The sequence below is a fragment of the Rhizobium changzhiense genome (assembly GCF_013087625.1).
In the GTDB taxonomy this organism is placed as follows: Bacteria; Pseudomonadota; Alphaproteobacteria; order Rhizobiales; family Rhizobiaceae; genus Rhizobium; species Rhizobium sophorae.
Genome location: NZ_JABFCQ010000004.1, coordinates 278,686 through 302,818, shown reverse-complemented (window position 1 = coordinate 302,818; position 24,133 = coordinate 278,686). Strand labels below are relative to the sequence as shown.

Annotated in this window: 20 protein-coding genes; 8 read left to right on the top strand and 12 right to left on the bottom strand. The window is 61.8% G+C overall.

The features are described from left to right. Positions 1–31 precede the first annotated feature (31 nt). From G9X68_RS21630 to trxB, 5 genes are all read right to left on the bottom strand, one after another. Complete coding sequence (locus tag G9X68_RS21630; protein ID WP_171604164.1) at positions 32–1,156, bottom strand: alkene reductase; 1,125 nt, start codon at positions 1,154–1,156, stop codon at positions 32–34. Between the two features lie 25 nt (positions 1,157–1,181). Then, on the bottom strand, positions 1,182–2,348 hold the full coding sequence (locus tag G9X68_RS21625) for an MFS transporter (protein ID WP_171604163.1): 1,167 nt from the start codon (positions 2,346–2,348) through the stop codon (positions 1,182–1,184). A 1-nt stretch (position 2,349) separates the two neighbouring features. Further along, positions 2,350–2,643 carry an ArsR/SmtB family transcription factor gene (locus G9X68_RS21620; RefSeq protein WP_168310677.1) on the bottom strand — a complete coding sequence of 98 codons (294 nt, stop codon included), beginning with the start codon at positions 2,641–2,643 and terminating at the stop codon, positions 2,350–2,352. A gap of 554 nt (positions 2,644–3,197) precedes the next feature. Next, positions 3,198–4,094 carry a LysR family transcriptional regulator VtlR gene (locus G9X68_RS21615; RefSeq protein WP_018446649.1) on the bottom strand — a complete coding sequence of 299 codons (897 nt, stop codon included), beginning with the start codon at positions 4,092–4,094 and terminating at the stop codon, positions 3,198–3,200. Positions 4,095–4,116: 22 nt separating this feature from the next. Next, the gene (gene trxB / locus G9X68_RS21610) at positions 4,117–5,091 is read right to left on the bottom strand and encodes a thioredoxin-disulfide reductase (protein ID WP_168314107.1); all 975 of its coding nucleotides are present in this window, start codon (positions 5,089–5,091) and stop codon (positions 4,117–4,119) included. A gap of 230 nt (positions 5,092–5,321) precedes the next feature. Here trxB and G9X68_RS21605 point away from each other — a divergent pair, with 230 nt between their 5' ends. Beyond that, positions 5,322–5,789, top strand: a complete 468-nt coding sequence (locus G9X68_RS21605; protein ID WP_003541645.1) for an Lrp/AsnC family transcriptional regulator — start codon at positions 5,322–5,324, stop codon at positions 5,787–5,789. 32 nt (positions 5,790–5,821) lie between these two features. Here G9X68_RS21605 and G9X68_RS21600 read toward each other — a convergent pair whose 3' ends face one another. Both G9X68_RS21600 and G9X68_RS21595 read right to left on the bottom strand, forming a co-directional pair. Then, positions 5,822–7,168 (bottom strand): sigma-54-dependent transcriptional regulator, encoded by a 1,347-nt coding sequence (locus G9X68_RS21600; RefSeq protein ID WP_168314106.1) that lies wholly within the window; start codon positions 7,166–7,168, stop codon positions 5,822–5,824. 4 nt (positions 7,169–7,172) lie between these two features. Next, positions 7,173–9,041: an ATP-binding protein gene (locus G9X68_RS21595; protein WP_171604162.1), complete on the bottom strand. Its 1,869-nt coding sequence runs from the start codon at positions 9,039–9,041 to the stop codon at positions 7,173–7,175. 224 nt (positions 9,042–9,265) lie between these two features. Between G9X68_RS21595 and G9X68_RS21590 the strand changes: the two genes are divergently transcribed. Then, on the top strand, positions 9,266–10,600 hold the full coding sequence (locus G9X68_RS21590; protein WP_168310681.1) for a dicarboxylate/amino acid:cation symporter: 1,335 nt from the start codon (positions 9,266–9,268) through the stop codon (positions 10,598–10,600). Between the two features lie 71 nt (positions 10,601–10,671). On the opposite strand, the gene G9X68_RS21585 is transcribed toward G9X68_RS21590, so the two are convergent. Together G9X68_RS21585 and greA are read right to left on the bottom strand one after the other, a co-directional pair. Further along, positions 10,672–11,730 (bottom strand): glycosyltransferase family 4 protein, encoded by a 1,059-nt coding sequence (locus G9X68_RS21585; protein ID WP_171604161.1) that lies wholly within the window; start codon positions 11,728–11,730, stop codon positions 10,672–10,674. A 27-nt stretch (positions 11,731–11,757) separates the two neighbouring features. Then, positions 11,758–12,234 carry a transcription elongation factor GreA gene (gene greA, locus G9X68_RS21580; protein WP_012758398.1) on the bottom strand — a complete coding sequence of 159 codons (477 nt, stop codon included), beginning with the start codon at positions 12,232–12,234 and terminating at the stop codon, positions 11,758–11,760. Positions 12,235–12,487: 253 nt separating this feature from the next. Between greA and G9X68_RS21575 the strand changes: the two genes are divergently transcribed. Together G9X68_RS21575 and G9X68_RS21570 are read left to right on the top strand one after the other, a co-directional pair. Then, the gene (locus tag G9X68_RS21575; protein ID WP_171604160.1) at positions 12,488–13,720 is read left to right on the top strand and encodes a putative DNA modification/repair radical SAM protein; all 1,233 of its coding nucleotides are present in this window, start codon (positions 12,488–12,490) and stop codon (positions 13,718–13,720) included. Next, complete coding sequence (locus G9X68_RS21570; RefSeq protein WP_171604159.1) at positions 13,720–15,174, top strand: UdgX family uracil-DNA binding protein; 1,455 nt, start codon at positions 13,720–13,722, stop codon at positions 15,172–15,174. Before G9X68_RS21575 ends, G9X68_RS21570 begins: the two co-directional genes overlap by 1 nt. Before the next feature lie 55 nt (positions 15,175–15,229). Here the strand turns inward: G9X68_RS21570 and carB are convergent, their stop codons facing one another. Both carB and G9X68_RS21560 read right to left on the bottom strand, forming a co-directional pair. Beyond that, positions 15,230–18,718 (bottom strand): carbamoyl-phosphate synthase large subunit, encoded by a 3,489-nt coding sequence (carB, locus tag G9X68_RS21565; RefSeq protein WP_171604158.1) that lies wholly within the window; start codon positions 18,716–18,718, stop codon positions 15,230–15,232. A 269-nt stretch (positions 18,719–18,987) separates the two neighbouring features. Beyond that, positions 18,988–19,764 (bottom strand): LytTR family transcriptional regulator DNA-binding domain-containing protein, encoded by a 777-nt coding sequence (locus tag G9X68_RS21560; protein ID WP_171604157.1) that lies wholly within the window; start codon positions 19,762–19,764, stop codon positions 18,988–18,990. A gap of 47 nt (positions 19,765–19,811) precedes the next feature. On the opposite strand from G9X68_RS21560, the gene G9X68_RS21555 reads away from it, so the two are divergent. Together G9X68_RS21555 and ypfJ are read left to right on the top strand one after the other, a co-directional pair. Further along, positions 19,812–20,342: a DUF2306 domain-containing protein gene (locus G9X68_RS21555; protein ID WP_171604156.1), complete on the top strand. Its 531-nt coding sequence runs from the start codon at positions 19,812–19,814 to the stop codon at positions 20,340–20,342. Between the two features lie 76 nt (positions 20,343–20,418). Continuing rightward, positions 20,419–21,339: a KPN_02809 family neutral zinc metallopeptidase gene (ypfJ, locus tag G9X68_RS21550; RefSeq protein ID WP_171604155.1), complete on the top strand. Its 921-nt coding sequence runs from the start codon at positions 20,419–20,421 to the stop codon at positions 21,337–21,339. A gap of 55 nt (positions 21,340–21,394) precedes the next feature. Here ypfJ and G9X68_RS21545 read toward each other — a convergent pair whose 3' ends face one another. Continuing rightward, positions 21,395–22,390 carry an aldo/keto reductase gene (locus G9X68_RS21545; protein WP_171604154.1) on the bottom strand — a complete coding sequence of 332 codons (996 nt, stop codon included), beginning with the start codon at positions 22,388–22,390 and terminating at the stop codon, positions 21,395–21,397. Between the two features lie 135 nt (positions 22,391–22,525). On the opposite strand from G9X68_RS21545, the gene G9X68_RS21540 reads away from it, so the two are divergent. Next, positions 22,526–22,771, top strand: a complete 246-nt coding sequence (locus tag G9X68_RS21540) for a hypothetical protein (protein ID WP_171604153.1) — start codon at positions 22,526–22,528, stop codon at positions 22,769–22,771. After that, on the top strand, positions 22,764–24,008 hold the full coding sequence (locus G9X68_RS21535) for a TCR/Tet family MFS transporter (RefSeq protein ID WP_171604152.1): 1,245 nt from the start codon (positions 22,764–22,766) through the stop codon (positions 24,006–24,008). Before G9X68_RS21540 ends, G9X68_RS21535 begins: the two co-directional genes overlap by 8 nt. Positions 24,009–24,133 lie beyond the last annotated feature (125 nt).

Here is a 24,133-nt window from a genome sequence, read left to right as displayed (position 1 = left end):
GCGGGATTTCGCGGTTCGCATTACGAAAGGCTCAGGCGACCTTTTCGAGGATGGGATAATCGATATAGCCCTTGGCGGTGCCGCCGTAGAAGGTCGACTGGTCGGGCGTGTTGAGCGGCAAATTGTGTTCCAGGCGCTCGACGAGATCGGGATTGGCGATGAAGGGTTTGCCGAAGGCGACGAGATCGGCGCGGCCGCTTTCGACGGCGTCGATCGCCAGATCGCGATCGTAGCCGTTGTTGACCATCCAGTCGGCCTTGCCGCCGGCCTTTTCATAGGTCTGGCACAGCGCCTTGTAATCGAAGGAGGGATTGTCGCCCTGCTTGTAGTCGCGGTCGCCGCCGGTCTGGCCTTCGATGACATGGATATAGGCGAGGTCGTATTTGGCCAATCCTTCGACGACATGGGCGAAGGTTGCCTGCGGATTGGAATCGTAGCTTTCGCCGGACGGCGTCACCGGCGAGATGCGGATCGCGGTGCGGCCCGCGCCGATTTCCTTGACCACGGCATCGACGACTTCGAAGGTCAGACGGGTGCGGTTTTCGATCGAGCCGCCATATTGGTCGGTGCGGTCGTTGATACCGTCGCGGATGAACTGGTCGAGCAGGTAGCCGTTGGCGCCGTGGATCTCCACACCGTCGAAGCCGGCGTCGATAGCGGCCCGGGCAGCCTTGCGGTAATCCTCGATGATGCCGGGGATTTCGGCGGTTTCGAGCGCGCGCGGCTCGGAGGTGTCGGCAAAGCTGCCGGTGCCGTCGGCATTGACCAGATAGGTCTTGGCCTTGGCGACGCGGTTGGTCGAGGAAACCGGCTTGCCGTCGTTCGGCTGCAGCGTCGTGTGCGAGATACGGCCGACATGCCACATCTGGACGACGATCTTGCCACCGGCTGCGTGAACTGCGTCGGTCACGCGCTTCCAGCCGTCGAGAGCCTCTTTGCTGTAGAGACCAGGCACGTTGGCATAACCCTGGCCCTGATGGGTGATCGCGGTTGCTTCGGTTATGATCAGGCCGGCGGTGGCGCGCTGGCGGTAATATTCGACGTTGAGGTCGTTGGGGATTGCACCCGGCGAGCGGTTGCGGGTGAGCGGCGCCATGACGATGCGGTTCTTGACTGAAATGTCGCCGACTTTCGTGGGTTCGAAAAGCTTGGCCATGATGGTCCTTTCTTTTGCGGGAGGATCACTCGGCAGGGGCAAGGGCGGCCCGGCCCCTGGCGGAGAGATAGGTGAGCGCCGTCGCGCCGAGGCCGATCAGGGACATCAAGGCGGCGGCGAGCGGAACGCGGGTGAGATCGAAGCCGGCGTCGATGACCAGGCCGCCCACCCAGGCGCCGAGCGCATTGCCGGTATTGAAGGCGCCGATGTTGATCGTCGAGACGAGGTTCGGTGCGTCCTTGCCGAAGCCGACGACGCCGACCTGAAGCGCCGGTACGGCGGCAAAACTTGCCATTGCCCAAAGGAAGAGGGTGATTTCAGCCGGGATGAAGAAGCGGCTCGTATAGCTGAAGGCGATCGAAGTGATGGCGATCGCGGCGAAGACGCCGGCAAGCGTTGCGCCGAGCCGCCAGTCGGCAAGCTTGCCGCCGACGAGGTTGCCGATGGTCAGCCCGAGGCCGATCAGGAACAGCGTCCAGGTGACGCCTTCCGGCGACACGCCGGTGACGTCGCGCAGCAGCGGCGCGATATAGGTGAAGAGGGCGAACATCGAGGCGGCGAAGAAGACGGTGGTGGAGAGCGCCAGCCACAGGCCGCTATTCCTGAGTGCCGCGATCTCGCGCAGGATACTGCCGTTTTCTTGTTGCTTGTCCCTGGGCAGGATGGCGATCAGGCCGAGAATGGTGACGATACCGATGACGGTGACGACGCCGAAGGTGGCGCGCCAGCCATAGGCCTGGCCGATCGCCGTGCCGAGCGGCACGCCAAGAACATTGGCGAGCGTCAGGCCGGTAAACATCAGCGCGACGGCGCGGGCCTTGCGGTCCTCGGCAACGAGGCCGGCGGCGACCACCGAGCCGATGCCGAAGAAGGCGCCGTGGCAAAGTGCTGTCACGACGCGGGCGATCATCAGCACCCAGTAGTCGCTCGCCAGAGCGCAAAGCAGGTTGCCGGCGATGAAGAAGGCCATCAGCGCAATCAGGGCGGTGCGGCGCTTCAGCTTCGCGGTCGAAACCGCCATCACAGGTGCGCCGATCGCGACCGCTAGGGCATAACCGGTCACCAGCCACCCGGCCTGCGGGATGCTGACCGAGAGATCGGCCGCGACCTCCGGCAACAGACCCATGATGACGAATTCGGTGGTGCCTATCGCAAACGAGCTCAAGGCAAGAACGAGGAGGGCGAGAGGCATTCTAAAGGTCCTGCGTCAGTTGCTTGAGAAAGGCGGCGATGGTTTCTTCGTTGCGCTTGTAAAAGATCCACTGGCCGACGCGTTTGGTGGTGACGAGGCCGGCGCGATGCAGGGTGCCGAGATGGGCCGAGACCGTCGACTGCGACAGGCCGCAGCGCTCGAACTGGCTGGCGCAGACGCCCATTTCGAAAGGATGCTCCTGCGAGGGGAAATGCTTCTCGGGATTTTTCAGCCAGTTCAGAATGTCCATCCGGGCAGGATGGGCGAGCGCCTTGATAATTTCGTCTTTGTCCATCGTCTTTCGCCGAACTGTAAATCGTGTCTGGACGATATATCGATCGTCAGACTTCGATATGCAAATCACGGAGGCGTGAGGCGATGGATTTTATTAAATGAACAAATTTTGGGCAAAAAAAGAGGGCCACCGGAAAACCAGGGCCCTTATAATTGTGAAGGTCAAAAAACCTCCAGAGGGGAACAGCTAATGCGGTGGTACTGGGAGAGAAACCACAAGATGCATCAGCTGGGAGGGATATGGTGCTTCCTTGAGCAGGTTTCAATGCTTTTTTGTGCATGTCTGCTATGCGCCGCACAAATTTTTTGCGGTGCGGCATTTCGCTGAGGAAGAAAGGCAAAAAAAGAGGGCCACTGGAAAACCAGGGCCCTTATAAGTGTGAAGGTCAAAAACCTCCAGAGGGGAACAGCTAATGCGGTGGAACTGGGAGGAAAAGCCACCATGTGCATCAGCTATGAGCGATATGGTGGTTTAATGTGCAAACGGCAACCCTCATTTGTGCATGCCAGTTATGCGTGCTCTGCATAGTCGGCAATTCATCAATAAAACCAGGCTCAAAAGTTCCAGTTTCTGGCCTTGCTGACGATGAAATCGCGGAAGGCTTTCAGCTTGGCGGCGTTCTTGATCTCGTCGGGATAGCAGAAATAGGTGTCGAAGGAAGGGACGTCGGCATTGATTGCCAGCTGAATCAGGCCCGGGTCGCGGCCGACGATGTAATCCGGCAGGCAGGCGACGCCGATGCCGAGCAGGGCGGCGCGCTTGATCGAGGTCTGGCTGTTGATCTGCAGATGCGGAATACGCTTGTTGTCGGACGAGCGGCCGGCGACCTCAAGCCAGTTAACATCGAGCAGGTAACTCGGCGCCGGCTCGCCGAAGGTGATGATGCGATGATTGTCGAGATCCTCGACCTTTTGCGGCTCGCCGTGACGGTTGATGTAGGACGGGGCCGCATAGACGTGCATGTGCACGGTGAAGAGCTTGCGCTGGATGAGGTCGGATTGCTGCGGCTGGCGCAGGCGGATCGCGCAGTCGGCATGACGCATGTTCACATCCACTTCCTCATTGTCGAGGATCAGCTGGATCTGCACATCGGGATAGAGCTGCAGGAATTCCTGGATCTTGTCGGTCAGCCAGCCCTGGCCGAGGCCGACCGTCGTCGTGACGCGCAGCTTGCCGGATGGCGTCTCGGTCGTCTCGGTGAGCTGCATCTTCACGGTTTCGAGCTTCAGCAGCACGTCATGGGCGGTGCGGTAAAGCAGTTCGCCCTGTTCCGTCAGAATCAGGCCACGCGCATGGCGGTGAAACAGCTTGGTGCCGACATCCTGCTCCAGCGCGCTGACCTGGCGGCTGATGGCGGATTGGGACAGATGCAGTTTATCCGCCGCATGCGTGAACGAACCCGCCTCGGCAGCTGCGTGAAAAATACGCAGCTTGTCCCAATCCAATGGCATTCCCCCACCCCTCATGCCGATCTTACTCCGCGGCCACGGCGACGGGCATGTGGCCCGTCAGATATCGCTCGGCTTCAAGCGCTGCCATGCACCCCAGGCCGGCGGCAGTGATCGCCTGGCGGAACGTATCATCCGTTACGTCGCCCGCGGCATAGACGCCGTCCAGGCTGGTCGCAGTCGAATCCGGCGCGGTCCAGAGATAACCATTGTCCTTCAGCTTCAACTTGTCCTTGAAGAGTTCGGTTGCCGGAGCATGGCCGATGGCGACGAAGACGCCATCGATCACTATGTCGGTGATCGTACCGGTGCGGGTGTCGCGCAGGCGCGCGCCGGTTACGGATTGCGGCATCGGTGGCTTGGCCGGCGTGCCGGTAATCTCGGCCACTTCGGTATTCCACAGAACCTTGACATTATCCTTGGAGAACAAGCGTTCCTGCAGGATCTTCTCGGCTCGGAAGAAGTCGCGGCGGTGCACGACTGTAACCGACTTGGCGATGTTGGAGAGATAAAGCGCTTCCTCGACTGCGCTGTTGCCGCCGCCGACCACGATCACATCCTTATTGCGATAGAAAAATCCGTCGCAAGTGGCGCAGGCCGAAACGCCGAAGCCCTGGAAATGCTGCTCGCTCTCAATGCCGAGCCACTTGGCCTTGGCGCCGGTGGCGATGATCAGCGTATCGGCGGTCCAGACCTGGCCGCTGTCGGTGCGGGCGACGAAGGGGCGCTGGTTCATGTCGACTTCGGTCACGAGGTCGTTGACGATCTCAGCGCCGACATGTTTTGCCTGCTGCAGCATCTGCTCCATCAGCCAGGGACCCTGGATCGGATCGGCAAAGCCCGGATAGTTCTCGACATCGGTGGTGATCATCAACTGGCCGCCCTGTTCGAGACCGGCGATCAAAACCGGTTTCAGCATGGCGCGCGCGGCATAGACCGCGGCGGTATAGCCTGCGGGTCCGGAACCGATGATGAGCACCTTCGTATGGCGGGCGGGCATGTCATTTCCTTTCGACTGGCAGGAGGGCGGCGGCTAGATAGCGATTGCGGCCGTTTCGCGTCCCTGCGCCATTTATGAACGTCCAATGCTTTTATTCAAGGGCAGCCTTGCGTTACCAACAAGGCAAATCGCCCGGATGTGCAAGAATCCGTCATCGACGTGAAACTTTCTTGCGTATTCCGCGGCTTTATATAGAAGCTCCCCGCGGAGAATTAAAGAAAGGCAATGATGTGGGTCGTGCGGAACTCGACGTCATCGACATAAAGATACTCCGGGAGCTGCAGGCCGATGGCCGCATGACCAATGTGGAGCTTGCCGATCGCGTCGGCATCTCGGCGCCGCCTTGCCTGCGCCGGGTGCGCAAGCTTGAGGAAGCGGGCATCATCGAGGGCTACCACGCGATGCTGAACAGCCCGAAGCTCGGCTTCGACCTCGTCGCTTTCTGCATGGTTGGCCTCAAGCATCAGTCGGAAGGCAATCTCAAGGCCTTTGCCGCCGCCACCGCCGAATGGCCGCTGGTGCGCCAGGCCTGGATGGTTTCGGGCGACAGCGATTTCCTGCTGCATTGCGTGGCGGAAAACCTCACCCGCTTCCAGGATTTCGTCATCGAGGTGCTGACGGCGAACGAACATGTCGACACCGTGCGCACCATGCTGACGATCCGGCAGGTGAAGAAGCTGGGACTGGTCGAAGTCTAAAACGACCTTGGCAGGTTAATCGTCGTCACGGATTACTTGCGCGATATATAGCCGCCCCGGTTGATGCCGTGGCGCTGGAGTTTGTCGTAGAACGTCTTTCTCGGAATGCCGAGCGCCTCGATGGTGCGACGCACGTCGCCGTTATTGGCCGCCAGTGTGTCGCGGATGATCTCCGCCTCGTAGCGTTCCAATCGTTCGGGAAGCGTGGCGCCCGTTGGCTGCACAGGGACCGCTGCCGTTCCGCCGCCTTCCACGCCAAGCACCACACGTTCGGCATAATGCGAGAGTTCGCGGACATTGCCCGGCCATGTGTGCGAGGCGAGATGCCGCCGTACATCCGGTGAAAGCGGCGGGGCATCGCGACGGAAGCGCTCCGCGGCGCGGGCAGTGAAGTGGGAAAACAGCAGCGGAATATCGTCGCGGCGTTCTCTCAGCGGCGGAATGGAGATCGTCACGACATTCAGCCTGTAATAGAGATCCTCGCGAAAATCCCCGCGCACCGAGGGATCCCCGAGGTCGATCTTGGCAGCCGCGACGACGCGAAGATCGACCGGACGCACCTCGTTGGTGCCGAGTGGCGTGATCTCGCGCATCTCCAGCACCCTCAGCATCTTGACCTGCGTGGCGGCCGGCATGCTTTCGATCTCGTCGAGGAAAAGCGTGCCGCCGCTTGCATGTTCGATGCGGCCCGTACGGCGCTTCTGGGCACCGGTGAAGGCGCCGGCCTCGTGGCCGAACAACTCGCTTTCGATGACGGTCTCGGGCAGGGCGCCACAGTTCAGCGCTACGAAATTGCCCTTCCGGCGGTGGCTCCACTGATGCAGGAGTTGGGCAACCACTTCCTTGCCGCTGCCCGTTTCGCCAGCGACGAGCACGTCCACATCGGTATCGGCGATGTGGCGAAGAATGTTTCTGAGGTTTTCCATGACAGGCGTCTGGCCGATCAGCGGCAAATTCTCCTGCGCATCTTCGGCTGCTTTCCGCAGCATGCGGTTTTCCAGAACAAGCCGCCGCTTCTCGCTTGCGCGACGCACGCTTTGAACGAGCCGATCGGCGGCGAAGGGTTTGGCGATGAAATCATAGGCGCCGTCCTGGATCGCTTGAACGGCCATCGGAATATCGCCGTGGCCGGTCATCAAGATCACCGGCAGGTCGGCATCCATGCCCTGCAGCGTGGCGAACAGCTGCAGTCCGTCGATCTCCGGCATGCGGATATCGGTGACGACAGGGCCGGCAAAGTCCGCCGGCAGATCCGCCAGCGCGGCTTTCGCGCCGTCATAGGCGGAAACGGAAAAACCGGCGAGTTCGAGCGTCTGGGCGGTGGCGCGGCGCAGGTCCTTGTCGTCGTCGATCAGCGCAACAGGGGTCGGCGTTTCCATGATCTCAAGCCTTCCTTAGCTGAACGATGAACCGGGTTCCGCTGCTGTCGCTTAAAACCTCCATCCGGCCGCCGTAGTCGCCGACGATATCCTTGGAGATCACCAGGCCGAGGCCGAGGCCGCTTTCCTTCGAGGTATTGAACGGCGTGAACAAGCCCTTGCGGATTTCCGGGGGGATGCCGGGACCGTTGTCGGCGACCGTTACCGTTACCATCCCTGCATCGGTGGATGTTCTGACCTCGACGCGACCCTCTCCGGCCTTCGGCGCCACCGCCTCCAGGGCGTTCTGAAGCAGATTGATGAGCACCTGTTCGAGACGGATTCGGTTTCCCATCACCTGCAGTTCGGCGGGCGGCAGGTCGATGTCGAGCGTATCCATGCGCCCGGCAAATCGGCTGCGCAACAGCATCACCGCACCCTCGATGACGTCCTTCAATCCTGTTGGTTCGGCACTGCCGCGGCCTTTGCGGGCAAAGGTCTTCAGCTCTTCGGTGATCGAACCTATGCGCTCCGTCAGCGCCGCAATGCTTTCGAGATTTTCGCCGGCAGGCGCAGTCTGGCCGCGATCAAGGAAGGTGCGGGCGTTATCGGCATAGGCACGGATGGTCGCCACCGGCTGGTTGATCTCATGGGCAACGCCGGCAGCCACCTGACCCAGAATGGCCAGTCGGTTAGCCTGCACCAGATCCTGTTGCACGGCCTGCAATTTCTGCTCGGTGCTCTTGTGGCCGACGATTTCAGCCTGCAGCCGGTCCCGCGCCTGGCTGAGATCCAGCGTCCGCTCGACTACCCGCCGTTCCAGTTCCTCCCGCGCCTGCTGTTCGCTGGAGATTCGCAGGGCGATCGCATGGCGGCGGCGCAACAGGAGCGCTGCTCCGGCCAGTAGCGGCAGGAGTATCAGCAATGCCAGCATGCGGGTTTCACGAATCCCCGCATCGACGGAAGGCCCGAGCGCGACAAGATGCTGCAAATGCCAACCGGTCGCCGGCACCGACGTTGCGACGTCGAGAAACCTGGTTTTCCCGGCATCCCCGGGCATGACAATCCCGACGACATCGAGCCCGTCACCGAGGTTTCGGACGATGTCGAGCGGCAGGGGTTGAAGCGGCGCATCGCCGAATTGAAGGCTTTCGCGGATCGCCGTCAGCCGGTCCTCGGCGATCCGGCCGATCGTCATGAACCGCCATGACGGAATACTGGTGATGAGGACAATGCCGCGCTCGTCAACGACATAGGACGGTGTGTTCGAGGCATTCCAATCTGCCTCGACGTCGTCGAACTCAACCTTGACCACGACGACGCCCAGCAGGCCATTGCCGTCCGAAATCCGCTGGGAGATATAGAGACCCGGTTTCTTGCTGACCGTGCCGAGCGCGAAGTGCTCGGCCTGTCCTCGTTCCGCCGCCCCCTGAAAATACTCGCGGAAACGATAGTCATTGCCGACGAAGCTCGTCGGTTCTCGCCAGTTGCTGGCCGAAACCGCCATACCGTCTTTGTCGATGACATAGATGACGGCAGCCTTCGTGCCCGCCGCCAAATTTTCCAGCTTCTGACTGAGCCGCTCGAACGCGCCGGCATCGTTTCCTGCCAGCGCCGCGGCGAGTGCCGCGTCCTGCGACAGCACGAAAGGAAGCGCCCGGTATTTTTCGAGAACCGTGCGCAGCAAAGCCGCATTCAGCCTCGCATCCATGCGGGCCTGTTCCTCGAGAGCAGCCTCTGCCCGGTGCCGACCGAGTTCGCCGCCGGCCCAGAGGCCTGCCACGACAGCCAGGAGGGCGAGCACGGCATAGGCCCACCACATCCGGCGGATGCGGTGTTGCAGGGGCAGGGAAGGCCACAATTTCTGCGACACGGACATGGCGGATTTGTGCATTTTTCTGCACGAAACGCAAATGGATTTGTGCGGATTTCCGCATTTCTTAATGAGTCATCACAAGTCCCGTAAATTTTTCATTAATAAATTCAATCTGTTGAGTGTGGACGTAGAACTGGCACGGCGATTGCGAAGAACCTCGCAACAACGGCTGAGCTGTTGGACTTGAAGCGAACGGCTCGGGAGGCCGGAGTTCGTTCCGGACGAGCCACTAGGAGGACATCATGATCGCAGCACCACTCGATGCAGTCGCAGGCAGCAAGGGCAAGAAGCCCTTTTATACCCATCTCTACGTCCAGGTTCTCGCGGCCATCGCTGCGGGTATCCTGCTCGGCCATTTCTATCCCGAACTCGGCACCCAGTTGAAGCCGCTTGGCGATGCCTTCATCAAGCTCGTCAAGATGATCATTGCCCCCGTCATCTTCCTGACGGTTGCGACCGGCATTGCCGGCATGAGCGACCTGCAGAAGGTCGGCCGCGTTGCCGGCAAGGCGATGCTCTACTTCCTGACATTCTCGACATTGGCGCTCGTCATCGGCCTGATCGTCGCCAATGTCGTCCAGCCCGGCGCCGGTATGAACATCGATCCTGCCTCGCTGGATCCCGCCGCCGTCGCCGGCTACGCCGCCAAGGCGCATGAGCAGAGCATCGTCGGTTTCCTGACAAACATCATCCCGACGACGATTGTCGGCGCTTTTGCCGATGGCGACATTCTGCAGGTGCTGTTCTTCTCGGTGCTCTTCGGCATCGCGCTCGCCATGGTCGGCGAAAAGAGCGAACCGGTCGTCAACTTCCTCAATGCCCTGACGGCGCCCGTGTTCAAGCTCGTCGCCATCCTCATGAAGGCTGCGCCGATCGGCGCCTTCGGCGCCATGGCATTCACCATCGGCAAGTACGGCGTCGGTTCGATCGCCAATCTCGCCATGCTGATCGGCACCTTTTACATCACCTCCCTGCTCTTCGTCCTCGTCGTTCTCGGCGCTGTCGCCCGTTACAACGGCTTCTCGATCGTGGCGCTGCTGCGCTACATCAAGGAAGAACTGCTGCTGGTCCTCGGCACCTCGTCTTCGGAGGCCGCCCTTCCGGGGCTGATGAACAAGATGGAAAAGGCCGGCTGCAAGCGCTCGGTCGTCGGCCTCGTCATCCCGACAGGCTATTCCTTCAACCTCGACGGCACCAACATCTACATGACGCTGGCAGCGCTCTTCATTGCCCAGGCAACCGGCATTCAACTTTCCTGGGGTGATCAGATCCTGCTGCTGCTGGTGGCGATGCTGAGCTCCAAGGGTGCTGCAGGCATCACCGGCGCCGGCTTCATCACGCTTGCCGCAACGCTCTCCGTCGTGCCCTCCGTGCCGGTCGCCGGCATGGCGCTTATCCTCGGCATCGACCGCTTCATGTCGGAATGCCGGGCGCTGACCAACCTCGTCGGCAATGCGGTGGCGACGATCGTCGTCGCACGTTGGGAAAACGAACTGGATACGGCGCAGCTCGCCGCGGCACTGGGCGGCCAGACCGGAGAGGATATTTCGGCTGCCGGGCTGCAGCCGGCCGAATAGTCAGCCGCTATTCCTTATCCTTAGAATCCCTGCAGCGGCCCGTTATCCAACGGGCCGTTTCTCTTTCTGCGTCAGCCGCGATTGTCGCCGAGAAGGCTGTTATAAACGGCGCCGATCGCGCTTGCTTCCTTCTCCAGCGCAAAATTCATCCTGACATGCCGTAGCGCATTCTCGCCATGGGCGAGCGCCAGAGCGGGATCGGCGATATAGGGCGCGATTGCCCGCGTCAGCGCCTCGCCATCGCCGGCGGCGACGACCGAGCCCGTCTCGCCCGTGACGATGAGCTCGGCATAGGCGCCGGCGTCCGATGCCACCACCGCGGTGCGCGAGGCCATGGCTTCGAGCGGCGTCAGGCCGAAACCCTCGTTGCGGGAAGGGGCGACGTAAAGCGTCAGGCGGCGATACCAGACCTTGATGTCCGGCACTTCGCCGAGGAAGAGGATACGGTCGCTGAGCCGGGCGGCCGCGACATCCGCCTTGAGTTTGTCGCCAAATGCCATGTGTTCGGCCGTCACCCGGCCGGAGACGATCGCCGTCCAGTCGGGATGCTGTGGCAGCAGTTCGATCATCGTCCTGACGAAAAGATCGGTGCCCTTCTGATGGCGCACACGGCCGAAGCAGCCGACGAGATGGCGGCCCGGCAGGCCGGTGGCGGCGATGCCGTCCTCCGCCGTTTCCGGCGGATGGAACAAGGCAAGATCGACGCCGTGCTGGATCACCGTGTGCGGCACCTCGAGGAACGAGCCTGATCGATCGCTGGTCGCGATGATAGCGTCCATGCGGCGGATCAGCCATTTCGTATAGGCGGTGTGCCTGCGTTGCGCGGCCGAGGTGAAGAGAAGCTTCAGCGGCATCCGCAACAGATGGCGCAGCAGGATGCCGACGGCCATCTCGTTGTTGCGGCGAGCGTGCCAGACACGCTGGCGCCGGCGCGCCGGCGGGCGCCAGAGGCCGAGGAGTTGCCGTCCCTTAAGTTTCGGCAGGTCCTCCGGCAGGCCGGGGCCGAGTGTCGCGATCTTGATGCCGAGCCGGATCTGGCATGGGATGAGCTGGACGATAGTCGACGTGACGCCGGAGAGCCGGCGCTTGAAATTGGGCGCAATGATCTCGACGTCACGGATATCGGGCAAGGGAGGGGTCTCGCGGCTCGCGGGCGATCAGCCCCAGGAAACCTGGAGGATTTCGTAGGCCTTGGAGCCGCCCGGCGCATTGACCTCGATGGAATCGCCGACTTCCTTGCCGATCAGAGCACGGGCGATCGGCGAGGAGATGGAGATGCGGCCGGCCTTGACGTCGGCTTCCTGGTCGCCGACGATCTGGTAGGTCTTTTCTTCATCGGTGTCCTCGTCGATGAGTTTCACCTTGGCGCCGAACTTGATCTTGTCGCCCGACATCTTGGTGAGGTCGATGACCTCGGCGCGCGCCGTCAGGTCTTCCAGCTCGCTGATGCGGCCTTCATTGTGACTCTGGGCTTCCTTGGCGGCGTGGTATTCGGCGTTTTCGGAAAGGTCGCCATGGGCACGGGCTTCGGCGATCGCCTCGATGATTCGAGGGCGCTCCTCCTGCTGACGCCAGCGCAGTTCTTCCTGCAGCTTGACGAAACCGCCCGGTGTCATCGGTACCTTTTCAACCATTTTTCTGTCCTTCAATCCTCGTATCCGCACAATCAGCGGCGAACACAAAAGAAAACAGGTCCCGAAGGGGAGCTTCGGAACCGTGCCACAATCTTAGTCGGACGCTTATAGCAGATCGCCAAGGCCGATTTCCAGAAAATTCGCATGAAAGAAACGCGGCGCGCCCCAACATCAGGTGATGTGGCTTGAAAATGGGCAGAAATCGCATGGTCCTGATTGACTCTCTACATGGGAACATATAGTGAACATACTAATGAAGAAGTCGCTTACAGAACGCTTGGCCATCCTTTCCGATGCCGCGAAATATGACGCTTCCTGCGCTTCCAGCGGCACGGTGAAACGTGATTCCCGGGCAAGCGGCGGGCTCGGTTCGACCGAGGGATCCGGCATCTGTCATGCCTACGCCCCGGACGGGCGGTGCATTTCGCTTTTGAAAATACTGCTGACCAATTTCTGCATCTACGACTGCGCCTATTGCGTCAATCGCTCGTCGAGTAATGTCGAACGGGCGCGCTTTACACCGGAGGAGGTCATCTGGCTAACGCTGGAATTCTATCGCCGCAACTATATCGAAGGCCTGTTCCTTTCCTCCGGCATTATTCGTTCGTCCGATTACACGATGGAAGAGATGGTCCGCATCGTCCGCGAACTGCGTGTGACGCATAATTTCCGCGGCTATATCCATCTGAAATCGATTCCCGAGGCGTCGCCGCGTCTGATCGAGGAAGCGGGGCTTCATGCCGACAGGCTGTCGCTCAATATCGAGTTGCCGACGGATAACGGCATCACCCGCTTTGCGCCGGAAAAGAAGCCTGCCAATATTCGGCGATCGATGGGGGATCTGAGGCTGAAGATCGAGGCCGCCGGCGAACCGACGCTGCGGACGAAGAAGCGTCAGCGTTTCGTGCCGGCCGGCCAGAGCACGCAGATGATCGTCGGCGCCGATGGCGCGAACGATGCGACGATCCTTGCGACCAGCGGCCGGCTTTACAGCAGCTACGGGCTGAAGCGCGTCTATTATTCCGCCTTCAGCCCGATTCCGGACTCGTCGAAAAATCTGCCGCTGATCAAACCGCCGCTGATGCGGGAACACCGGCTCTATCAGGCCGATTGGCTCTATCGATTTTACGGTTTCGGCATAGACGAGATCACCGCGAACCAGGCGGGAGGCATGCTCGATCTCAGCCTCGATCCCAAACTTGCCTGGGCGCTCGCCAACCGGGCCGAATTTCCCGTCGATATCAACAGGGCCGAGCGCGAGCGGTTGCTGCGTGTGCCCGGTCTCGGCACCAAGACAGTCAAAGCGATCGTTTCGGCACGGCGTTTTCGCCGGTTGCGGCTCGACGATCTCCAGCGGCTCGGCGTTTCGATCAAGAAGGTTCAGTCCTTCATCTCGGCGGAAGGCTGGTCGCCGCGCCGATTGATCGAGCGCCCCGACCTTCGCGCCATGTTCGAACCGCAACCCGAACAGTTGTCGTTGCTGTGATGCGCCGGGTCGTGCTTGCAGGACGCGGGGAGCTTGCCGAATGGCGCGACGCCGCGCGCGCTTTCGCGGCCGCGGGCATCCTGCCGGAAGAGATAGATTGGCGCGAAAAAAGCGAGGAGGCGGACCTTGCGTTTCAGCGCGACGCCATGCCGCCGGCGCCCGTCATGGCACGCAAGCCGATGACGGTGCCGCCCGCCTTCATCGAACTCGCAGAGACAGTTCTCTGTCATTCCGACCCGGCGCGTTTTTCCCTGCTTTACCGTCTGCTCTGGCGGCTGCAACTGGACCGGCAACTGCTTGAAGTGGCCTCCGCCGAGGACGTCGCCTGTGCCAGGCTGATGGCGAAAAACGTTTGGCGCGACGCGCACAAGATGACGGCCTTCGTCCGCTTCAAGGAGGTTGGTGCGGTGTCGGCAGGCCGTCGAAAATTCCTCGCCTGGTTCGAGCCGGATCACCATATCGTCAGGCGCACAGCGCCCTTCTTCCAAAGGCGATTCACCGACATGGACTGGCTGATCGCGACGCCCAAGGGATCGGCCGCCTGGGACGGAGAGCGGCTGACGATGAGCGACGAGCCCTGCGAAAAACCCAATCTCACCGATGCTACCGATGACCTCTGGCGCACCTACTACGCCAGCATTTTCAATCCGGCGCGGTTGAAGCTGAAGGCGATGCAGGCGGAGATGCCGAAAAAATACTGGAAGAACCTGCCGGAAGCCGATCTCATCCCTGGGCTGATCGCATCGGCGGAGAGCAAGGTGCGGGCCATGGCTGCAAGGGAGGCGACCCAGTCGTTGCCCTTTCACGATCGCCTGCAGGAAGCCGCGCGCAGCATTCCAGTTGAACCTGAAGCGCCGGCGGGCACGCTGGAAGCACTGGGCGCGGAAGCTGCCGGCTGCACCCGCTGTCCGCTTCATGCGAAGGCGACGCAAACCGTATTCGGGGAGGGGCCGCGCGATGCAGAGGTGATGTTCGTCGGCGAGCAGCCAGGCGACCAGGAGGATATATCAGGGCGCCCCTTCGTCGGTCCCGCCGGCAGGCTGCTGGACCAGGTGATCGCTGAAGCGGGCATCGACCGCTCAACGCTTTACGTCACCAATGCCGTCAAGCATTTCAAATATGAGCCGCGCGGCAAGCGTCGCATCCATCAGAAGCCCAATATGGGGGAGGTGAAGCATTGCCGCTGGTGGCTCAATCTGGAGATGGCGCTGATCAAGCCGAAGCTGATCGTTGCCATGGGGGCGACGGCGCTCGCGGCGCTGACCGATACGAAACAGCGGCTGCAGGATGTCAGGGGGAAAGCGATCGCGATCGACGAGAGGCGAACGCTCTTTGTGACAGTGCATCCATCCTATCTGCTGCGTATTCCCGACGAGCGGCTGAAAGCGGAAGAACTGGCGCGATTTCGCGAAGATATGCTGAAAATTCAGCGCCTTATGCTGGCAGCTGCATAAACTGATTCCGAAGCCTCTGGCGCCATCGCTGATCGAGCGATGGCGCTGCCCTATCTCAGGCGAAGTAGCTCTGCAGCGGCCGCACTTCCAGATTGCCGGCCTTCAGCGCTTTGATCGCCTGGGCGGCGGCCTCGGCGCCTGCCATCGTCGTGTAATAGGGCACCTTCTGCATCAGCGTCGCACGGCGTAGCGACTTGGAGTCCGAGATCGCCTTGTTGCCATCGGTTGTGTTGATGACGAGCTGGACCTGGCGATTGCGGATCGCGTCCTCGATGTGCGGACGGCCTTCCAGCACCTTGTTGATCTTGGTGGCGGTGATACCGTTTTCGGCGAGGAAGCGGGCGGTGCCGCCGGTCGCCAGCACTTTGAAGCCCTGCTCGACGAGGATGCGGATCGCCGGCAGCACGCGCGGCTTGTCCGCATCGCGGACGGAGACGAAGACCGTCCCATCCCGCGGCAGCTCGACGCCGGCGCCGAGCTGCGACTTGGCGAAGGCCAGCGCAAAATCGGTATCGAGGCCGATGACTTCACCCGTCGAGCGCATTTCCGGGCCGAGCAGCGTGTCGACGCCGGGGAAACGGGCGAAGGGGAAAACGGCTTCCTTGACGGCGATGTGCTTCAGCTTGCGCGGATCGGGCTTTTCGCCGTAGGCGGCGAAGGTCGCGTCGAGTTTTTCGCCGGCCATGACGCGGGCGGCGATCTTGGCAATCGGCGCGCCGATGGTCTTGGCGACGAAGGGCACGGTGCGCGAGGCGCGCGGATTGACTTCGAGAACGTAGACGGTGCCGTCCTTGATGGCGAACTGGACGTTCATCAGGCCGCCGACATTGAGCGCCTTGGCCATGGCTTTCGCCTGGCGTTCCAGCTCGTCGAGCATCTCGTTGGAGAGCGTGCGCGGCGGCAGCGAGCAGGCGCTGTCGCCGGAATGGATGCCGGCCTCCTCGATATGCTCCATGATGCCGGCGACATAGACGTCGGTGCCGTCCGAGAGGCAGTCGACGTCGACTTCGATGGCGTGGCTAAGATAGCTGTCGAAGAGCAGCGGGTTTTTGCCGAGCAGGGTGTTGATCTGGCCGGTCTTGTCGTTGGGATAACGCTGCTTGATATCCTCCGGCACCAGTTCGGGCACGGTATCGAGCAGGTAGCTCTGCAGCTGGCCTTCCGAATGCAGGATCTGCATGGCGCGGCCGCCAAGCACGTAAGAGGGGCGAACGACCAGCGGGAAGCCGATTTCGGTGGCGACCATGCGGGCCTGCTCGACCGAATAGGCGATGCCGTTGTTCGGCTGGTTGAGGTCGAGCTTCATCAACAGCTTCTGGAAGCGGTCGCGGTCCTCGGCAAGGTCGATCATATCAGGCGCGGTGCCGAGGATCGGGATGCCGTTCTTTTCCAGCGCCTCGGCAAGCTTCAGCGGCGTCTGGCCGCCGAACTGGACGATGACGCCGACGACTTCACCCCTTTCCTGTTCTGCCCGCAGGATCTCGATCACGTCCTCGGCCGTCAGCGGCTCGAAATAGAGGCGGTCTGATGTATCGTAGTCGGTCGAAACGGTTTCGGGGTTGCAGTTGATCATGATCGCTTCATAGCCGGCATCCTTCAGCGCGAAGGCGGCATGGCAGCAGCAATAGTCGAACTCGATGCCCTGGCCGATGCGGTTCGGGCCGCCGCCGAGGATGACGACCTTCTTGCGGTCCGACACTTCAGCCTCGGAGCGGGCGGCGCCGACGAAAGGCGTCTCATAGGTCGAATACATATAGGCGGTCGGCGAGGCGAACTCGGCCGCACAGGTATCGATGCGCTTGAAGACGGGGCGGACGTTCAGGCTGTTGCGGAATTCGGCGACTTCCTTCGGGCGCTTGCCGGTCAGTGTAGCCAAGCGTGCGTCGGAAAAGCCCATGGCCTTCAACATGCGCAGGTTGGCGGCATCATCCGGCAGGCCGTGCTCGCGGATCCGGGCTTCCATCTCGATGATCGCCTTCAGTTCGGCGATAAACCAGGGATCGATCTTGCAGCCTTCGTGGACTTCGGCTTCGCTCATGCCCTGTCGCAGCGCCTGGGCGACCATGCGCAGGCGATCTGGCGTCGGTGTGCCGATTGCGGCGCGGATGGCGTTCTGGCTGGATTCTCCCTCTTCAAAGCCGGGGATCTCGATTTCGTCGAGGCCGGTCAGGCCGGTTTCGAGGCCGCGCAGCGCCTTCTGTAGCGATTCGGCGAAGGTGCGGCCGATCGCCATGACTTCGCCGACCGATTTCATCGCGGTCGTCAGCACCGGCGAGGCGCCGGGGAATTTCTCGAAGGCGAAACGTGGGATCTTGGTGACGACGTAGTCGATCGACGGTTCGAAGGAGGCAGGCGTTGCGCCGCCGGTGATGTCGTTATCCAATTCGTCTAGAGTATAGCCGATGGCGAGCTTGGCGGCGATCTTGGCGATCGGGAAGCCGGTGGCCTTGGAGGCGAGCGCCGACGAGCGCGAGACGCGCGGGTTCATTTCGATGACGACGAGACGGCCGTCTTTGGGATTGACGGCGAACTGGACGTTCGAGCCACCGGTCTCGACCCCGATCTCGCGCAGCACCGCGATCGAGGCGTTGCGCATGATCTGGTATTCCTTGTCGGTCAGCGTCAGCGCCGGGGCGACGGTGATCGAATCGCCGGTATGGACGCCCATCGGATCGATGTTCTCGATCGAGCAGATGATGATGCAGTTGTCCGCCTTATCGCGGACGACCTCCATTTCATATTCCTTCCAGCCGAGCACCGATTCCTCGACCAGCACTTCGGTGGTCGGCGAGGCGTCGAGGCCGCCGCCGACGATCTCGAAAAATTCCGAGCGGTTGTAGGCGATGCCGCCGCCGGTGCCGCCGAGCGTGAAGGAAGGACGGATGATGGCGGGCAGGCCGACATGATCGATCGCCTGGGCGGCAATTGCCATGGCATGGCTCATGTAACGCTGCTTGCGGTCGCTCTCGCCGAGATTCCACTGGTTTTCCAGCTCGTCCAGCGCCTTGTCGAGGTCGGATCCCGAGAGGCTTTCACGCAGCTTGACGCGTTCGGCCTCGTGCGTCTTGCGGTCGAGGTCCTTGATGTCGGTGGCGTTCGCCAGCATCGAGCGCGGCGTTTCCAGCCCGATGCGGGCCATCGCCTCGCGGAACAGCGCGCGGTCTTCGGCCATGTCGATGGCGGCGGGCTTGGCGCCGATCATCTCGACATTGTAGCGGTCGAGCACGCCCATGCGCTTCAGCGAAAGCGCAGTGTTCAGCGCCGTCTGGCCGCCCATGGTCGGCAGCAACGCATCCGGGCGTTCCTTGGCGATGATCTTGGCGACGACCTCGGGGGTGATCGGCTCGACATAGGTGGCGTCGGCAAGGCCCGGATCGGTCATGATCGTCGCCGGGTTGGAGTTGACGAGGATGACGCGGTAGCCTTCCTCCTTCAGCGCCTTGCAGGCCTGGGTGCCGGAATAATCGAACTCGCAAGCCTGGCCGATGACGATCGGTCCCGCGCCGATGATGAGGATCGATTTGATGTCTTGGCGCTTCGGCATGAGTGCTTCCGTTTTCTGGCTGCGCAGAAAGCCGGCCAGGGTGGGAGATCACCGGGTCGGGTCGCGCATGCTGGGTCTTTTCAGGCTAGAAGCGGCTTATAGGCAAATGTATTTGCAAACGGAACCCCATAAATCGCGGAATCGACAGGAATCCAACACGGCGCGAAAGACTATTTCCCATCAGACACGACCGCCACCCAGATTTCGCCGTCGCCCTGCTTCCGGAAGAGCGAAAGCGGGAGTCCCGTCAAGCGCTTGGCGCCTTTTCTTTACGTGAAGCGGCGCACATCCTCGGCATAGCTGCGGCTGACCGGGATTGCCGTGCCGTCGCGGGTGAGGATCAGCAGCCTGCCATTGTCGCGTTTCAGGCTTTCGACATGGGCGTCGGCCACCCAGTGCGAGCGATGGACGCGAAGGCCCGGCGTCGCGGCGGTTTCCTTCAGCGCATCGGCGAAACGCAAGAGCACCAGTTCGCGCCCGCGGCTGGTCACCACCTCGGTATAGTGGTCCTGGACGGAAAGGCGCAGCAGCGAGCCACGATTCTCAGGCTTCAGCCGGTCGAGGATCGAGGCGCCGGGGCTGGGGGTTTCCTGAGGTGCTGCGGCTTCGGCGATTTTCTGGCTCATCGCCATATAGGTCAAAAGGCAGAAGAGGGCGCAGAGCGGCATCGCAAAAAGCGCGCGCTGCAGGCCGCTTTGCAGCGTCGTCGCTTCGCCGGTGAAGACATAGTCAACGAGGCCGATAGCAAAACCGATCGGCAGGGCGGCTATGAGCGAGCCCGCCATCATGCGGGCGAACATGGAAACGATCACCTCCCGCAGCAGTCTTTCGGCCGCGACTGCGCAGAGAATAGCGATCGCCCAGGCAAGGGCATGCAGGGTCAGCCAGTAGGCGAGGCGTTCGCCGAAGGCCATGCTTTCCATCGTGCCGTAGGGGCCGGTGACGGCAAAGAGCAGGACGATCGCGGCAAAGGTTCCCCAGAAGCGCCGGGAGTGGAGAAAGACCTGCAATTCGCGAAGCGTGGATTGCAAGAAGAGGTGAATCACGAAGTTTTCCTGCCGTTCGCGCGGTTCGGATTGAGGCAGATGAAGTCTTGGCGGAAAGAAGGATTGAATTCAACCGGATGTCGCTCATGACCCTCGAACCGCTCCTCGGCGCCCCGCTCGCCGTTCAGATCCATGTCACTGCTGTTACGCCGGCGGCACTTCTGGGCGCCTATATCCTGCTGCGTCCCAAGGGCACGCCGCTGCACCGGCTGCTCGGCAGGATCTGGATGGTGCTGATGGTTGTCACGGCGATATCGAGTTTCTTCATTCATGAGCTCGATCTCTTCTACGGGTTCAGCCCGATCCATTTTCTGTCGATCGCAACGTTGTTCGGCAGCTGGAATGCGATCGCTGCGGCTCGTCGCGGCGATATCCGTCTGCACAAGCGCATCATTGCCGGGTTTTATTTCGGCGGCATCGGCCTTGCCGGCCTGTTCACTTTCCTGCCTGGCCGGATCATGCATGCGGTCGTCTTCACCGGCGCGGAATGGCCGGCTGTCCTTGCTGCGGCGGTGATCGGCTCGATCCTGATCGCAATCGTGCTGCGTCGCCGACGCGGGCGCCTGATTGCCCGATGAAGTCGCTGGAATTCCGGCCGCCGACGGATATATAACTCCTTGAGCGCAAGCACAGGCATTGCCGGGGAGAGCGAAGATGGAATGGAGAGGCCGGCGTCAGTCCGACAATATCGAGGATCGCCGTGGCGGTCCGACCGGCGGCGGTTTCGGCCGCGGCGGTGGCTTCAACTTTCCTTCCGGCGGCGGCGTTCGCCGCGCCGGCGGGGGCTTGAGCATCGGCACGATCATTTTCCTTGTCGTCATCTATTTCATCTTCAAGATGATGGGCATCGATCTGCTGCAGGTGCTCGATACCGGCGGCACGACGAGCGGTCCCGGCTACGAGCAGAGCCAGTCCGGCGGAACACGTGCGCCCGCCAATGACGAGATGACCGCCTTCATGCGCACCGTTCTTGCCGAGACCGAGGATACCTGGCAGGGCATCTTCCAGGCGCAGGGCCAGAATTACGAGGAGCCGCGCCTGGTGCTGTTCTCGGGCTCGACGGCCTCGGCCTGCGGCTCCGCATCATCTGCAACAGGTCCGTTCTACTGCCCCGGTGACCACAAGCTCTATCTCGATACCGAATTCTTCCAGGAGCTTTCCGACCGCTTTGGCGCTTCGGGCGATTTCGCGGAGGCCTATGTCGTTGCCCATGAGGTCGGCCATCACGTGCAGAACCTGCTCGGCATCCTGCCGAAGTTCAACCAGGCCCGCCAGCGCATGAGCGAGGCCGACGCCAACAAGATGTCGGTGCGCGTCGAGCTGCAGGCCGATTGCTTTGCGGGCATCTGGGGCAAATATACCCAGCAGAAGGGCCTGCTCGAGTCAGGCGATCTGGAGGAAGCGCTGAACGCAGCCCAGCAGATCGGCGACGATTCACTGCAGAAGCGGTCACAGGGTTACGTCGTCCCGGAAAGCTTCAACCACGGTACCTCGGAGCAGCGGGTCAAATGGTTCAAGCGCGGCTTCGACAGCGGCCAGCTGTCGGCCTGCGATACGTTCTCGGGACCGGTTTGAGGAGAGATGAAGGGGCGCATGGCACAAGCCCATCGCAGCCCCTTCCATCCGCTGCCTACTTCTCGCTGTCCATATGCTGCAGCATATGCTCGGGATAACGCCCACCCGCGGCCGCGTCTTTCGGCACGGCGCGTTCGATGACGGCGAAATCTTCCGGCGTCAGGTCGACGGCACGTGAACCGAGCGCCTCGGTCAGCCGGTCGCGGCGGCGGGCGCCGATGATCGGGACGATGTCCTTGCCCTTGGCGGCGACCCAGGCGATGGCGATCTGGGCGACCGAGACGCTCTTTGCCTGGGCGATCTCGCGCAGCTTCTCCACCAGAGCGAGGTTCTGCTCGATATTGCCTTCCTGGAAGCGCGGGCTGTAGGCGCGGAAATCGCCGGCCGTTCCACCCTGACCCTTCTGCCAGTGGCCGCTGATCAGGCCGCGCGAGAGCACGCCGTAGGCGGTGATCGAAATACCGAGTTCGCGTGTCGTCGGCAGGATCTTCTCCTCGATGCCGCGCGAGATTAGCGAATATTCGATCTGCAGGTCGACGATCGGGGCGACAGCGGCGGCGCGGCGGATCGTGTCGGCGCCGACTTCCGACAGGCCGATATGCCTGACATAACCTGCCTTGACCATGTCGGCGATGGCGCCGACGGTGTCCTCGATCGGCACGTTCGGATCGAGGCGGGCCGGGCGATAGATGTCGATGTAATCGACACCGAGGCGCTGCAGCGTATAGCTGAGGAAGTTCTTCACCGCGACCGGGCGGGCGTCGATACCATTCCAGCCGCCGACGGGATCGCGCAGGCCGCCGAACTTGACGCTGAGGACGGCGTTCTCGCGCCTGCGGCCCTTCAATGCCTCGCCGATCAGCATTTCGTTATGGCCCATGCCGTAGAAATCGCCGGTGTCGAGCAGGTTGATGCCGGCATCGAGCGCGGCATGGATCGTCGCGATGCTTTCTGCGCGATCGGAGGGGCCGTACATGCCCGACATGCCCATGCAGCCGAGGCCGATGGCCGAGACATCGGGTCCAGTCTTTCCCAAGCGATAGGTTTGCATGGTCTTCTCCTTCGTCCTCGCCCCGAGCGGCGCTGTCGATATCGTTCTACCGCATTCGCGTTCGAGCGATAATCGGACGGCATCGAACAGGCTGTGCGGGAAAATGTACAATGGGCGATCCTTTGAGAGATCTGGATGCCGTCGCGGCAATTGCAAGGGAATGCGTCGCCCGGCGATTCGCTGGGCGGCTTTCGGTCTCCTGAAGCTGGAACGGCAGCGTGCGCCCTGCGGTTGAGGCGTCTCGTGAACTTCCCGTTGAGCATTATCAAAAACTTTGAAATGTTCACGGATTGTTTCGGTTTCTTTTCTGAGCTATGTCATTTTCTCGGCGATGAGATCGTCTTTTCAGAACCAACCGCTGTAGAGATGCCTCATGCTTGACCCCAAATTCGTTCGACGCGGCCTTTTCCTGGTCTTCATCATCCTTTTCCTCGACATTATCGGCATCGCCATCATCATGCCGGTGCTGCCCGCCTATCTGGAGCAGCTGACCGGCGGCAGCGTCAGCGATGCGGCGATCGACGGCGGCTGGCTGATGCTGGTCTATGCCGGCATGCAATTCCTGTTCGCGCCACTGCTCGGAAACCTGTCCGACCGTTTCGGCCGCCGGCCGATCCTGTTGCTTTCGGTGCTGACCTTCGCGATCGATAATTTCATCTGCGGCATTGCCGCCAGCTTCTGGATGCTGTTCGTCGGCCGCGTGCTTGCCGGCATCAGCGGCGGCAGCTTCGCCACCTGCTCGGCCTACATCGCCGATATCAGCACGGAGGAGAACCGGGCGAAGAATTTCGGGCTGATCGGCATCGCCTTCGGCGTCGGCTTCACCATCGGCCCCGTCGTCGGTGGTGTCCTCGGCGAATTCGGCCCGCGTGTGCCCTTCCTCGGTGCGGCTGCGTTGTCGCTTCTCAATTTCATCGCCGCCTGCTTCCTGCTGCCGGAAACGCTGGAGGCGAAGAACCGCCGCCGGTTCGAGTGGAAACGCGCCAATCCGCTCGGCGCGTTGCGCCAGATGCGCCACTATCCCGGCATCGGCTGGGTCAGCCTTGTCATGTTCCTGTTCTTCCTGGCGCATGCCGTCTATCCCTCGGTCTGGTCGTTCGTCTCGACCTATCGCTACGGCTGGAGCGAGGGACAGATCGGCCTGTCGCTCGGCATTTACGGCATCGGCGCGGTGATCGTCATGGGGCTGGTTCTGCCGCGGATCGTGCCGGTGCTCGGCGAGTGGAAGACCGCTCTTCTCGGCCTCTGCTTCTCGGCCGTCGGGCTCACCGGCTATGCCTTCGCCTGGGAAGGTTGGGTCGTCTATGTCATCATCGTTGCAACTGTCATGGAAAACGTCGCCGATCCGCCGCTGCGCAGCATTGCCGCCGGCATGGTGCCGCCATCGGCGCAGGGCGAGCTGCAGGGCGCGCTCACCAGCCTCAGCAGCATCACCACCATCGCCGGGCCGCTAATCTTCACGCAGATGTTCGGCTACTTCACGCGGCCCGAGGCACCGGTCACCTTTGCCGGCGCGCCTTATCTTGCCGCCGCCCTGTTCATCCTGGTGGCCGCCGGCGTGTTCCTCCTGCGGGTCCGGGTCCGTCAGCCGGCCGAGGCGCTGGAAGCGGCCGGTTGATCGATCAGAAACGCTGATGTGATGATGAATTTTTCATCATTTGCCTCATTTGGGGTAGTTCTTTGCAGGGCTTTGCTCTAAGCCCGGATGATATTTCGCCACAAGTTGCGGCGACGCATATTTCA

Bases quoted from the DNA above. Each gene is read 5' to 3' on its own strand.
- ypfJ (WP_171604155.1), top strand. From the start codon at position 20,419: ATGGAATGGAGAGGCCGGCGTCAGTCCGACAATATCGAGGATCGCCGT.
- G9X68_RS21575 (WP_171604160.1), top strand. From the start codon at position 12,488: ATGAAGAAGTCGCTTACAGAACGCTTGGCCATCCTTTCCGATGCCGCG.
- G9X68_RS21535 (WP_171604152.1), top strand. From the start codon at position 22,764: ATGCTTGACCCCAAATTCGTTCGACGCGGCCTTTTCCTGGTCTTCATC.
- G9X68_RS21545 (WP_171604154.1), bottom strand. From the start codon at position 22,390: ATGCAAACCTATCGCTTGGGAAAGACTGGACCCGATGTCTCGGCCATC.
- greA (WP_012758398.1), bottom strand. From the start codon at position 12,234: ATGGTTGAAAAGGTACCGATGACACCGGGCGGTTTCGTCAAGCTGCAG.
- G9X68_RS21630 (WP_171604164.1), bottom strand. From the start codon at position 1,156: ATGGCCAAGCTTTTCGAACCCACGAAAGTCGGCGACATTTCAGTCAAG.
- carB (WP_171604158.1), bottom strand. From the start codon at position 18,718: ATGCCGAAGCGCCAAGACATCAAATCGATCCTCATCATCGGCGCGGGA.
- G9X68_RS21540 (WP_171604153.1), top strand. From the start codon at position 22,526: ATGCCGTCGCGGCAATTGCAAGGGAATGCGTCGCCCGGCGATTCGCTG.
- G9X68_RS21600 (WP_168314106.1), bottom strand. From the start codon at position 7,168: ATGGAAACGCCGACCCCTGTTGCGCTGATCGACGACGACAAGGACCTG.
- G9X68_RS21595 (WP_171604162.1), bottom strand. From the start codon at position 9,041: ATGCACAAATCCGCCATGTCCGTGTCGCAGAAATTGTGGCCTTCCCTG.
- G9X68_RS21625 (WP_171604163.1), bottom strand. From the start codon at position 2,348: ATGCCTCTCGCCCTCCTCGTTCTTGCCTTGAGCTCGTTTGCGATAGGC.
- G9X68_RS21590 (WP_168310681.1), top strand. From the start codon at position 9,266: ATGATCGCAGCACCACTCGATGCAGTCGCAGGCAGCAAGGGCAAGAAG.
- G9X68_RS21620 (WP_168310677.1), bottom strand. From the start codon at position 2,643: ATGGACAAAGACGAAATTATCAAGGCGCTCGCCCATCCTGCCCGGATG.
- G9X68_RS21615 (WP_018446649.1), bottom strand. From the start codon at position 4,094: ATGCCATTGGATTGGGACAAGCTGCGTATTTTTCACGCAGCTGCCGAG.
- trxB (WP_168314107.1), bottom strand. From the start codon at position 5,091: ATGCCCGCCCGCCATACGAAGGTGCTCATCATCGGTTCCGGACCCGCA.
- G9X68_RS21570 (WP_171604159.1), top strand. From the start codon at position 13,720: ATGCGCCGGGTCGTGCTTGCAGGACGCGGGGAGCTTGCCGAATGGCGC.